Source organism: Pseudomonas sp. B21-010 (genome assembly GCF_024749325.1).
Lineage (GTDB): Bacteria > Pseudomonadota > Gammaproteobacteria > Pseudomonadales > Pseudomonadaceae > Aquipseudomonas > Aquipseudomonas kilonensis.
On the sequence record NZ_CP087198.1, the window covers coordinates 3,543,723 to 3,555,587 of the forward strand.

The following is an 11,865-nucleotide window of genomic DNA, read 5'->3' on the forward strand; positions in this document are numbered from 1 at the left end:
TGGCCTGCATCCGGGCGATGGCCTTCAAGGCTCGATCGCCCGCGATGCGACGGGTTTCAGATCGGGTAATGCCGGGGACCGTTCTGCAAGGTCACCCAACGCAGCTGGGTGAAATGCTCGATGGACGCCTTGCCGCCAAAGCTGCCGTAACCGCTGGACTTGACCCCGCCGAAGGGCATTTGCGCCTCATCATGCACGGTCGGTCCGTTGATGTGGCAAATGCCCGACTCGACCCGCTGGGCCAAGGCTAGAGCACGACTCGTGTCGCGACTGAAGATGGCAGCCGACAGGCCGAACTCGGAGTCGTTGGCCAGGCGCAGCAGCTCTTCATCGCCGTCACCGCGCAGCAACACGGCCACCGGCCCGAAGGACTCTTCGCGGTACAGGCGCATCTGCGCAGTGACGCCGTCGAGCAAAGTCGGCTGCAGGATGCTGCCTTCCAACTGCCCACCCGTGACCAGCGTTGCACCTTTGGCCAGGGCATCGTCGATCAGCCCCTTGATGCGTTGGCCGGCACTGACGTCGACCAACGAGCCCAGCACCGAATCAGCGGCCGTCGGATCGCCGGCGCGCAGGGTGGCGATCTTGGCGGTCAAGCGGGCGACGAACTCATCCGCCACACGGGCATCGACGATCAGTCGCTCGGTGGACATGCAGATCTGGCCCTGGTTGAAGTAGGCGCCGAAGGCCGCTGCTTGTACCGCGGCGTCCAGGTCGGCGTCGTCCAGCACCAGCAGCGGCGCCTTGCCACCGAGTTCCAGCAACGCGGGCTTGAGGTGGCGCGCCGACAGTTCGCCGACGATGCGCCCGACATGGGTCGAACCGGTGAAATTGACCCGACGCACCGCCGGGTTGGCAATCAATCGCTCGACAATGGCCGGCGCATCCGCGGGTGCGTTACAGATCACGTTGACCACACCGTCACCCAACCCTGCGTCCTGCAACACCTGGCCGATCAACCGGTGCACCGCCGGGCTTATTTCAGAAGCCTTGAGCACCACCGTGTTACCGCAAGCCAGGGGCATGGCGATGGCGCGGGTGGCGAGAATCACCGGAGCGTTCCAGGGGGCGATGCCCAGCACCACGCCGCAAGGCTGACGCAGGGCCATGGCGAAACTGCCAGGCACGTCCGAAGGAATGATTTCGCCATTGATCTGGGTCGTCATGGAAGCGGCTTCGCGCAGCATGTTCGCCGCCAGGTGCACGTTGAAACCGTACCAATTGGCCATGGCACCGGTCTCGCCGGCAGCAGCGACGAATTCACTGCTGCGGGCCTGTAACTGCTCGGCCGCACGCAACAGCCGCGTCCGGCGTTCGTTAGGCGCCAGCGCGGCCCAGGCGGGAAACGCCGCTTGGGCAGCAGCCACGGCGGCGTCGGCATCTTCCAGGGTGGCGGCGGCCACGCGAGACACCACCTCACCGGTCACCGGGTTGCAGCGTTCGAAGGTCCGGCCGTCACGGGCCGGGCACGACTGGCCGCCAATCAACAGGGGCACGTCCAGCATGGTGATTCCTCTTTATTGTCTTTATCGGGAATACATCGCAGCGGTGTAACAGTAGCGCCAGGGCGACGCAGCGAACAGCGGGATGCGGCCCGCCATTCGCCGGTCGATTCAGCGCTTGTAGGTTTGCAAGCCCGGCTTGATGCTCTTGTCGTCCAGGAACTGCTTCATGCCCTGCTCGCGGCCACCTTCGGTGTCGAGCAGGCGCGACTGGTCGAGCTTGGCGTACAGGTAATCCTCGTTCTGCTCCCAGGTCAGTTCGCGGCAGCGCTTGAAACCATGCTTGGCGGCCCGCAGCACCACCGGGTTTTTTTCCAGCAGGTTGCGCGCCAGCTCCACAGTGACTTCACGCAGTTGCGCCAGGGGTACGCTTTCGTTGACCAGGCCCATCTCGGCGGCTTTCTGCCCGCCGAAGGTCTTGCCGGTCATGATGTAGTACAGCGATTGGCGATGGCCCACGGTATCGGCCATGGCCTTGCTGACCAGGTTACCCGGCGGGATGCCCCAGTTGATTTCCGAGAGCCCGAAGGTGGCTTCATCGGCGCAGATCGCCAGGTCACACGCCACCAGCGGGCTGAAACCGCCACCAAAGCACCAGCCGTTGACCATGGCGATGGTTGGCTTGGCGTACATGCGCAGCAGCTTCCATTGCCATTGCGACGCTTCACGACGGATTTTTTCCTGGAGGATTTCCGGCCCGGCATCCACTTCGCGGAAATATTCCTTGAGGTCCATGCCAGCGGTCCAGGCATCACCGGCCCCGGTCAGCACCAATACGCCAGCGGCCGGATCCTGCTCCAGCGTCTCGAGCACGTCGATCATCTCGCGGTTGAGGGTCGGGCTCATGGCGTTGCGTTTTTCCGGGCGATTGAGGATGACCCAGGCGATGCCCTCCTCGATTTCGACCTTGACCGTTTTCCAGCGACCTTCGTAATTGCTCATGATGCGTGCTCTCTTGTTCTTGGCTGAAGATGATCAAAAACTAAACCGGAAAAATAGTTATGTCAATTAACTATTAATCGATTTATCTGTATTTTCCCGGGCCTGGATCGAAGGTTACAAATCTCGAATATGCGCGAGCCCATAGCCAGGGCGCCGCAACCCCGGCAAACTGGATAGCCTTGTTAACCACTCCCCTTGAGGAAGCTCACTTCGATGGCCAAGTCTTCCAAGCTTGCCGAACCCGCCGAGCCCCTGGCTGCCGGTGCCGACGCGCAAGCGCCGTTGGACTCCGCGCTGGACGACCTGATCGGTTACGCCCTGCGTCGCGCCCAGTTGAAACTGTTCCAGAACCTGATTGGCCGGCTCGCCGTCCACGATCTGCGCCCTGCCCAGTTCTCGGCCCTGACAATCATCGACCAGAATCCCGGCCTGATGCAGGCCGACCTGGCCAAGGCCCTGACAATCGAGCCACCGCAAGTGGTGCCGCTGCTGAACAAGTTGGAAAGCCGCGCCCTGGCCGTGCGCGTGCGCTGCAAGCCGGATAAACGCTCCTACGGGATTTTCCTGAGCAAGACTGGCGAAACATTGCTCAAGGAGCTCAAGCAAATCGCCGCGCAGAGCGACCTCGACTCCACGGCGACACTCTCAGGGGCTGAGCGTGAGGAGTTGCTGCGGTTGTTGAAGAAGGTTTACCAGTAAAAGAACACCGCTCCCCTGTGGCGAGGGAGCTTGCTCCCGCTGGGTTGCGTCCGTAGGAGCTGTGTAGGAGCTGTGTAGGAGCTGTCGAGTGAAACGAGGCTGCGATCTTTCCCCAGACACTTGAATCTCAAGCGAAAGATCAAAAGATCAAAAGATCGCAGGCTTCGCCAGCTCCTACAGAGCCCAGCGGGAGCAATCTCTGGCCACAAAAGCACTGCATCGCTCGTCAAGGCATCACCAGATCGGCACGCTGTACGTCACCAGGAACCGGGTCTGGTTCTCGTCGCGAAACGCCGCCGTCCCCGGGAAGTTGTTGCGATAGATCGATTTGCGCGCCAGCAGCCCGACGTTTTTCAGCGGGCCGCCCTGGATCACGTATCCCAGCTCCATCTGGAACTCACGCTCCTTGCGATCCTCGGCATTGAGGGCCGCCAGTTCGATGTGATCGCCACGCACATAACGCAGCCGACTCCGCAGGCCCGGCACGCCCACGGCGGCAAAGTCGTAGTCATGGATCGCTTGCCAGGTGCGTTCCTTGGCATTGAGGAAATCCGAGCTCATGGTCATTTCGCTCAAGCCCATCAGCTCGGTGCCGGACACATAAGGCGTGGCCGTATCGCCACTGGCATGCATGTAGCCCAGGCTCACGCGATGGCCACCCAGGCGATAGCCGACCAGCGCCGAGACATTGCGGTTATCCACTTTGCCAGCCTTGGCCGCGCCGTCTTCGTCGCTGAAAAAACTGCGCAGGTCGGTGGTCAGGACGCCGTCGCCCAAGGGCAGGTTGTGCAACAACGCCAGGGTGTTCTGTTGATACAAATCCGCCACTTCAGCGTGATAAGCCCGCAGGCTCAGGTCTTTGTTGACCTGGTAGTCGCCGCCCACATACGCCATATGCGAAGAAGTCGCCGCACCGTTGAAACGACGGTTGGGCGAGGCAATGCTCATCGGTTGGTAGTCGGTGGAATCGCGCCGGGCGATGCGATCGATATAACCGGTGTTCAACGTCAAGCCGTCGATGTCCTTGGAACTGAGGGTCGTCCCGCGAAAGGTCTGCGGCAGCAGCCGCGATGGGCTGGCAAAGGCAAACGGCAGGAAGATCGACACATCGCCGGTCTTCACCGTGGTTTGCGCGAAACGCAGCTTGCCGGTCACGCCCAGGCGCGAATACTCATCCGCCGCGCGCTTGTCGCTGCTCGACACCGGCAACAGTTCGGTGCCGCTTCGGTCAGGTGACGAGTCGAGCTTGATGCCCAGCAATCCCCTCACGTCGAGGCCGAACCCGACCGTGCCTGGGGTAAACCCCGACTCGACGTTCATGAACACACCTTGAGCCCACTCCCTGGCCGCGGTCTTGGCGCCGTCGTCCTTGTAGTCCCGGTCCATGTAGTAATTGCGCAGGGTCAGGGTACCGTGGCTGTCGTCGAAGAAGCCCTCCGCCCGCAAGGCGGGAGCCCCCAGGCTCAGCCCGAGACAGGCCAGCAGATGAACGAGCGATGAAACAGGGCGCGCCGTCAGGGCGGCCCGGGCAAGGTTTGGCATGTTCGATATCCACTTATTGTTGTTGTTTTGTTCGGCCCAGCCTTGGTGATGGGGGCCGTGGGAAACAAGAATGGAAACCGCACAGGTGCTTCGTCAATCAACACTGACCGATAATCGAACATTAATATCATTAACTAATTTACCACCTGACTTGAAAATCCGTACCAAGCCGCTGATTTTTATAATGATCTGGCCAGCTTACGACTCCTCCTTGGCACCCTTCATTTTTTAGTTAGCTTTGTTAATCTTAAATTCAGCTGCCGGTTATCCTCCGAACCGGTGTTCCCTCACAAAAACAATAAGAGGATTTGCCATGAACCAGCCGGCGCGTCGTGCGACGCTGACCATCGCCTTGTGTTTCATCGTCGCGTTGATCGAGGGTTTCGACCTGCAGTCAGCCGGTACCGCAGCCGCAGGGCTGCGACAGACATTTGCCCTCGACCCGAAAATGATGGGTTGGGTATTCAGCGCCGGGATCATCGGGCTGTTGCCAGGTGCGTTCTTCGGCGGCTGGATCGCTGATCGCATCGGTCGCAAGAAAATCCTCGTCACCGCGGTCTTGCTGTTCGGCGTGTTTTCCCTCAGCACCGCTTATGTCGAACACTTCTCCAGCCTCTTGCTGGTGCGTTTCATGACCGGCCTGGGCTTGGGCGCCGCCCTGCCCAACCTCATTGCCCTGTGCGCCGAAGCCGTGGGCGAGCAGCGCCGGGGCACGGCCATCAGCGTGATGTATGCCGGCGTGCCGTTGGGTGGTGCGTTGGCGGCAGTGGTCGCCATGTTGTTTGGCGAACACTGGCAGATGACGTTTTTCATCGGTGGGTTGGCGCCCTTGCTGGTGGTCCCGCTGATGCTCCTGTGGCTCCCCGAATCCAGCGCCTTTCGCCAGGCGCAGGATGGCGGTTCATCGCGCGGCTCAACCGCTCAGGCGCTGTTCGGTGAAGGTCGCGGCGGTACCACTTTGGCGTTGTGGCTGAGTTATTTCTTCACCCTGACGGTGATGTACATGTTGCTCAACTGGCTGCCGTCGTTGCTGCTGGAACAGGGCTTCAGCAAACCCCAGGCCGGCCTGGTGCAGATGCTGTTCAACATCGGCGGAGCGCTTGGCTCGTTGCTCGGAGGCCTGTTGCTGGACCGTTGCAATGGCATCAAGGTGGTGCTGTTCGTCTATGCCGGGCTGCTGAGCGCCCTGGCCGGGGTCGGGTTGTCGGTCGGTATCGTGCCGATGGCCATTGCCGGGTTCGCCGCTGGGTTGTTTGTCATGGCTGCGCAATTGGTCCTCTATGCCTTGGCGCCGCCCTCCTACCCTACCGCCGTACGTGCGACGGGAGTGGGTGCAGCGGTGGCCATCGGACGCCTGGGGTCGGTGGCCGGGCCTCTAGCTGCCGGACAGATCCTGGCGGCTGGGGGTGGGACCACAGCCGTATTGCTGGCGACTTCGCCTGGGTTGGTGGTCGCGACTTTGGCGGTTCTCAGTGTGATTCGTCGTTCGGTCGGGCCGCGGTTGAGGGCTGCGAATCCGGTTGTGGAGCATTCCTGACTTGGTGTGAATATCCGTTATTTGGGTAACGGCTGCTTATGGTTCCGCCCTTACGGCGGCTCACTTTTGGAAGAGCGCCAAAAGTAAGCAAAAACGCTTTGCCCCACCACTCGGCACCTCGCCTAGGCTCGGTGTGCCCTCACTCCGGCATTGCTCCGTGGGCCGCCGCGAAGGGCCATCCATGGCCCAGCGCGGCTAACCCGGCATCCATGCCGGGTTGCCCACTGCGCAATGCCTGCGTTCGGCCATCGTGGTTAACGGGGCGCCGAGATCAACGTCCACCGCGAGGCGGCCTGACAGCCGACCTGGCTCTTGGTAGGACCGCGTTTCCCCTGTGGGAGCGAGCCTGCTCGCGATGACGCCAGCACAGCCAACATCACCACCAGCTGACCCACCGCAATCGCGAGCAAGCTCGCTCCCACAAGGTTTCGAGTCTTCACGACATCTGGTGTCGACACAAAATCCTGTGGGAGCGAGCCTGCTCGCGATGACGCCAGCACAGCCAACATCACCACCAGCTGAACCACCGCAATCGCGAGCAGGCTCGCTCCCACAAGGTTTCGAGTGTTCACGACATCTGATGTCGACACAAAATCCTGTGGGAGCGAGCTTGCTCGCGATGACGTCGGCACTGCCAACATCACCACCAACTGACCTACCGCTATCGCGAGCAGGCTCGCTCCCACAAGGTTTCGAGTGTTCACGACATCTGATGTCGACACAAAATCCTGTGGGAGCGAGCCTGCTCGCGATGACGCCAGCACAGCCAACATCACCACAAGCTGATCCACCGCTATCGCGAGCCAGCTCGCTCCCACAAGGTTTCGAGTGTTCACGACATCTGGTGTCGACACAAAATCCTGTGGGAGCGAGCCTGCTCGCGATGACATCGGCACAGCCAACATCACCACAAGCTGAACCACCGCTATCGCGAGCCAGCTCGCTCCCACAAGGGGTTTTGGGGCTGAGGCTCTGACATTGATCGGCCTAGACCTTGAACCGCGCCACCGTCTCATGCAGTGACCCGGCCATCTGCGCCAGGTCCTGGCCCGCCGTATCGGTATGCCGCGCGCCCAGCATGACCTGTTCGGAGAGGTTGCGAATGCCCACCAGGTTACGATCCACCTCTCGCGCCACCAGTGCCTGCTGTTCCGTGGCGCTGGCGATCATCAGGTTGCGCTCGTTGATGTGCGAGATCGAATGGGCGATTTCATCCAGGGCATCGCCGGAGCGTTGGGCCACTAGCAGCGTGGCTTGCACCAGTTCGCTGTTGTTCTGCATGGAGCTCACCGCATGCCCGCTGTCCAGGCGGATATTACCGATCATGCCCTCGATTTCCCGAGTCGAATCCTGGGTCCGATGAGCCAACGCCCGGACTTCATCGGCCACCACTGCAAAACCACGCCCGGCATCACCGGCGCGGGCGGCTTCGATAGCGGCGTTCAGTGCCAGGAGATTAGTCTGCTCAGCAATGCTGCGGATCACATCCAGCACCGAGCTGATGTCCTGTACCCGCCCGGCCAATTGCTGGATTCGCCCGGAACTGTCCGTCACACCTTCGGCCAGCGCGGTAATGGAAGCCACCGTTTCCTGGACCTGTTCACGGCCGCGCTGGGCCGTTTGCTCGGACACTCGCGAGGCTTCGCTGGTGCTCACCGCATTGCGCGCCACTTCATCCACCGCTGCGGTCATCTGGTTCACCGCCGCGGCAGCCTGTTCGATTTCATGCCCTTGCAACTGCAAGGTGCTGCTGGTCTGGCTGCTCACCGCGCTCAGTTCTTCGGAGGAACTGGCCACCCGATCCACCGAGGCCGCAATGTGCCGGACCATGCTGTTGAGGCTCTGCTGCATGTCGTGCATGTTGCTCATCACGCTGTCATTGGCGCCGACACCCACGGGCACGCGGATCGTCAGGTCGCCCTGGGCGATGAGGTTAAGCACCCGCGCCGCGTCATTGGGTTCACCACCCAGGGGACGGGTCACGCTGCGGGTCACCAGGACCGCCACGGTCGTCACCAGGGCCAGGCAAGCCAGCACCAACGCCAGCATGTTGCGCCGCGCATCGTTGTAACGTGCCTGGGCCAAGTGCTCACGTTCGACAAAGACCTTGCCCTGCATCGCCATCATTCCTTCGAGGCTTTTGTACACCTCAAGCTCCGCCGGAATCACGCCCTGCTTGAGCTGCGTCATCGCCTCGTCCGTCGCGCCCTGGCGGATCAACGCCTGCACCTGGACGAACGCCGCCACATAGGCCTCGCGACGCTTTTTCAACTCGGCATACGCGGCCTTGCCTTCAGGCTGATCGAACAGTGGCTCCAGCGTGGCGAAGGCCTGGGTAATCCGTTGTCGGGTGGCGTCGATGGATTGCTGGACTTGCACGTTGTTCTTGTCGATCAACAAATCCCGGGTATTCCTGGCGTTATCGCGCACGCCCGTGGCGATCACCATGATCGGATCGATCTTCGGCCAATCCTGCCTGACGATCTGCTCGGCCTGGTCGCGCAGCATCGCCAGGTCGCTCAAGGCGTAAAGCGCCAAGGCAATCAAGGCCAGTGGCGCGATGGCAAAGCCGATCACGATGCGTTGGGCGGTGGTGAGTCTGGTCATATCAAATGCTCCCTGTTCAACTACCTGCCGGCTGGCAGCGCATTTGAAAACCTTAAAAAAGTGTGGTCCGGTCATCTCGGGCCGCTGTCGGTCGTTCATCTCGGCGCTCGCTCAACTGCGTAAGACGAACGAGGGAAACAGCTCGCGCATGGCGGCCCATAGTTCGGGCTGCAAAGCGTGTGCCGAGACGCTGGAAAGGTGGGGATCGAGCATCCGCGCAGTGCGCACCAGTTGCACGGCGAAACGTGTGACGCCTCGCTCACTCAAGCGTCGGGCCAGGGTCAGCAACCGCTCGGGGTCGAACAGATGCCAGTGCACCGTCGTGCGACATTCATAATCCACGCCGCTGGCCAGCAGGTGGTCGAGGCTGCGCCAGTTGGCGGCGCCGCTGCCTTCGACCCGGGTCACGTCCAGGGCATCCTCGGGCAAGGCCTTGACGTCGAAGCCCACCCAGTCGGCAAGCCCGACCACTTTGGCGAAGGCCGCCGGCTTGATGCCGGCGCTGTGCAGGCCGATGCGAAAGCCCATCTGCCGCACTTCCTCCATGGCCGGCGCCAGGCCATCCTGCAAGGTTGGCTCGCCGCCGCTGAACACCACGGCGTCGAGCAGATCCTGGCGACGTTGCAGGAACGCCAATACCCGGCACCAATCCACCTCCTCGCTGCCGCGCGGCGGGATCAGTTGCGGGTTATGGCAATAACGACAACGCCAGGCACAGCCCTGGCAAAACAGTACGCACGCCAGTTGGCCCGGATAATCGAGGGTGGTCAGGGGCACCATGCCCCCGACCCGTAGCACTCGACTCATGGACGCCCGGCCGCGCGTTCGGTGAAGTGCACCCGCTCGCGATGCTCGGACTGCTTGCCTGGGTTGAAGGCCGCCACCGGGCGGTGATAACCCATCACTCGGGTCCAGACTTCGCAACGTTGACGCTGTGCTTGTGGAAGGCTTTGCGATGCATTCATGGGTGAAGCTCCTTGCGGTCGATGGATCGGATCAGTGAACGCTGCCCTGGCGCTGTTGTTGCAGCAGCAAGGCCTCGTCGCATTTGGGGCAAAACTCGTGTTCGCCGGCCAGGTAGCCGTGCACCGGGCAGATGGAAAAGGTCGGCGTGATGGTCAGGTACGGCAGGCGGAAACGTCCCAGTGCCTTGCGCACCAACTGCTTGCAGGCCTGCGTGGAGGAAATCTGCTCGGCCATGTACAGGTGCAACACGGTGCCGCCGGTGTATTTGCATTGCAGTTCGTCTTGCAGCTCCAGGGCTTCGAACGGATCTTCGGTGAAGCCCACCGGCAGTTGCGACGAGTTGGTGTAGTACGGTGCGACCGGGCTGCCGGCCTGCAAGATATCCGGGTAGCGCTTGAGGTCTTCCTTGGCGAAGCGGTACGTGGTGCCCTCGGCGGGCGTGGCCTCGAGGTTGTAGAGGTGACCGGTTTCTTCCTGGAATCGCAGGAGCGTGGCCCGCACGTGATCCAGCAGCTTCAGGGCAAACTCCCGGCCTTGCTCGGTGTGCAGGCCTTGCTGGTCATCGGTGAAATTGCGCAGCATTTCATGCAGGCCGTTCACGCCGATGGTGGAGAAGTGATTGCGCAACGTGCCCAGGTAGCGCTTGGTGTAGGGGTACAAACCAGCGTCCATGTGATGCTGGATGACCTTGCGCTTGACCTCCAGGCTCTCCATCGCCAGTTCCATCAGCGTATCGATGCGTTGCAGCAACGCGCTGGTGTCGCCCTTGTACAGGTAGCCCAGACGGGCGCAGTTGATGGTCACCACGCCCAGGGAACCGGTCTGCTCCGCCGAACCGAACAAGCCGCCGCCGCGCTTGAGCAACTCGCGCACGTCCAGCTGCAAGCGGCAGCACATCGACCGCACCTGATTGGGTTGCATGTCCGAGTTGAGGAAGTTCTGGAAATACGGCAGGCCGTAACGGGCGGTCATTTCGAACAGCCGGTCGGCGTTCTCGCTGTCCCACGGAAAGTCGTGGGTGATGTTGTAGGTCGGGATCGGGAAAGTGAACACCCGCCCTTTCGCATCGCCGGCCTGCATCACCTCGATGTAGGCGCGGTTGATCAGTTCCATTTCCGCTTGCAGGTCACCGTAGGCGAACGGCATCTCTTCGCCGCCAACGATCGGGATCTGTTCGCGCAAGTCCTGTGGGCAGACCCAGTCGAACGTCAGGTTGGTGAACGGGGTTTGCGTGCCCCAGCGCGACGGTACGTTGAGGTTGTAGATGAACTCCTGCAACGACTGGCGGACCTCGTCGTAGCTGAGCTGGTCCTTGCGCACATAGGGCGCCAGGTAAGTGTCGAACGAACTGAACGCCTGGGCGCCGGCCCATTCGTTCTGCAGGGTGCCGAGGAAGTTCACCATCTGTCCCAGGGCACTGCTCAGATGCTTGGGCGGCCCGGCCTCGACCCGCCCTGGCACGCCATTGAGGCCTTCGTGCAACAGGGTGCGCAAGGACCAGCCGGCACAGTAGCCAGCGAGCATGTCCAGGTCGTGGATATGCAGGTCAGCCTCGCGGTGCGCCTCGCCGATGGCCTGGCTGTAGACCTCGTCGAGCCAGTAGTTGGCGGTGACCTTGCCCGATACGTTGAGGATCAGCCCACCGAGGGAATACCCCTGGTTGGCATTGGCCTGCACGCGCCAGTCTTCGCGGTCCAGGTATTCGTTCATCGACGTGGCGACTTCCACCAGCGTACGGCGATCCCGACGCAGGCGTCCGTGTTGCTCGCGATACACGATGTAGGCGCGCATGGAGAGAAAGAAACCGGCGTCCATCAGTACCCGTTCGACGCGGTCCTGGATCTGCTCGACGTTCAACCGCGTCTGCCCTTCCAACCGCGCCAACACTGCCTCCAGCAACGCCTCGGCCTCGGCTTCGGCGTATTCGCCGGTGGCCTTGCCGGCGGCGATCAGCGCCTGGCGGATCTTGTCCGCATCAAAGGCGACCACACTGCCATCGCGCTTGTGCAAGCGGTTACACCCTACTGAGATCAACGTGCTCTGCATTTTGGCTCCAGACACTACATATAG

9 protein-coding genes are annotated in these 11,865 nt (G+C 61.8%); 2 read left to right on the forward strand and 7 right to left on the reverse strand.

Translation table 11 applies throughout. The features are described 5' to 3' along the window. Nucleotides 1-56 precede the first annotated feature (56 nt). Together LOY50_RS15475 and LOY50_RS15480 are read right to left on the reverse strand one after the other, a co-directional pair. Entirely contained in the window at nt 57-1,505 is a 1,449-nt protein-coding gene (locus tag LOY50_RS15475) for an aldehyde dehydrogenase (RefSeq protein ID WP_258688232.1), read from the reverse strand. A gap of 108 nt (nt 1,506-1,613) precedes the next feature. After that, entirely contained in the window at nt 1,614-2,444 is an 831-nt protein-coding gene (locus LOY50_RS15480) for a p-hydroxycinnamoyl CoA hydratase/lyase (RefSeq protein ID WP_018601605.1), read from the reverse strand. A gap of 213 nt (nt 2,445-2,657) precedes the next feature. Between LOY50_RS15480 and LOY50_RS15485 the strand changes: the two genes are divergently transcribed. Further along, entirely contained in the window at nt 2,658-3,143 is a 486-nt protein-coding gene (locus LOY50_RS15485; protein ID WP_258688235.1) for a MarR family winged helix-turn-helix transcriptional regulator, read from the forward strand. A 234-nt stretch (nt 3,144-3,377) separates the two neighbouring features. On the opposite strand, the gene LOY50_RS15490 is transcribed toward LOY50_RS15485, so the two are convergent. After that, nucleotides 3,378-4,685 (reverse strand): OprD family porin, encoded by a 1,308-nt coding sequence (locus tag LOY50_RS15490; protein ID WP_258688236.1) that lies wholly within the window; start codon nt 4,683-4,685, stop codon nt 3,378-3,380. A gap of 313 nt (nt 4,686-4,998) precedes the next feature. On the opposite strand from LOY50_RS15490, the gene mhpT reads away from it, so the two are divergent. Then, entirely contained in the window at nt 4,999-6,222 is a 1,224-nt protein-coding gene (mhpT, locus tag LOY50_RS15495) for a 3-(3-hydroxy-phenyl)propionate transporter MhpT (RefSeq protein ID WP_258688238.1), read from the forward strand. Between the two features lie 987 nt (nt 6,223-7,209). On the opposite strand, the gene LOY50_RS15500 is transcribed toward mhpT, so the two are convergent. The 4 genes from LOY50_RS15500 to LOY50_RS15515 all read right to left on the reverse strand — a co-directional run bounded on the left by LOY50_RS15500 (nt 7,210) and on the right by LOY50_RS15515 (nt 11,841). Continuing rightward, on the reverse strand, nt 7,210-8,829 hold the full coding sequence (locus LOY50_RS15500) for a methyl-accepting chemotaxis protein (protein ID WP_258688240.1): 1,620 nt from the start codon (nt 8,827-8,829) through the stop codon (nt 7,210-7,212). Nucleotides 8,830-8,940: 111 nt separating this feature from the next. After that, on the reverse strand, nt 8,941-9,636 hold the full coding sequence (locus LOY50_RS15505; RefSeq protein WP_258688242.1) for an anaerobic ribonucleoside-triphosphate reductase activating protein: 696 nt from the start codon (nt 9,634-9,636) through the stop codon (nt 8,941-8,943). Further along, on the reverse strand, nt 9,633-9,794 hold the full coding sequence (gene nrdD, locus LOY50_RS15510; protein ID WP_003202433.1) for an anaerobic ribonucleoside-triphosphate reductase: 162 nt from the start codon (nt 9,792-9,794) through the stop codon (nt 9,633-9,635). Before nrdD ends, LOY50_RS15505 begins: the two co-directional genes overlap by 4 nt. Before the next feature lie 31 nt (nt 9,795-9,825). Next, nucleotides 9,826-11,841: a ribonucleoside triphosphate reductase gene (locus tag LOY50_RS15515; RefSeq protein ID WP_253475350.1), complete on the reverse strand. Its 2,016-nt coding sequence runs from the start codon at nt 11,839-11,841 to the stop codon at nt 9,826-9,828. Nucleotides 11,842-11,865 lie beyond the last annotated feature (24 nt).

Bases quoted from the DNA above. Each gene is read 5' to 3' on its own strand.
- LOY50_RS15475 (WP_258688232.1), bottom strand. From the start codon at position 1,505: ATGCTGGACGTGCCCCTGTTGATTGGCGGCCAGTCGTGCCCGGCCCGT.
- LOY50_RS15480 (WP_018601605.1), bottom strand. From the start codon at position 2,444: ATGAGCAATTACGAAGGTCGCTGGAAAACGGTCAAGGTCGAAATCGAG.
- LOY50_RS15485 (WP_258688235.1), top strand. From the start codon at position 2,658: ATGGCCAAGTCTTCCAAGCTTGCCGAACCCGCCGAGCCCCTGGCTGCC.
- LOY50_RS15490 (WP_258688236.1), bottom strand. From the start codon at position 4,685: ATGCCAAACCTTGCCCGGGCCGCCCTGACGGCGCGCCCTGTTTCATCG.
- mhpT (WP_258688238.1), top strand. From the start codon at position 4,999: ATGAACCAGCCGGCGCGTCGTGCGACGCTGACCATCGCCTTGTGTTTC.
- LOY50_RS15500 (WP_258688240.1), bottom strand. From the start codon at position 8,829: ATGACCAGACTCACCACCGCCCAACGCATCGTGATCGGCTTTGCCATC.
- LOY50_RS15505 (WP_258688242.1), bottom strand. From the start codon at position 9,636: ATGAGTCGAGTGCTACGGGTCGGGGGCATGGTGCCCCTGACCACCCTC.
- nrdD (WP_003202433.1), bottom strand. From the start codon at position 9,794: ATGAATGCATCGCAAAGCCTTCCACAAGCACAGCGTCAACGTTGCGAA.
- LOY50_RS15515 (WP_253475350.1), bottom strand. From the start codon at position 11,841: ATGCAGAGCACGTTGATCTCAGTAGGGTGTAACCGCTTGCACAAGCGC.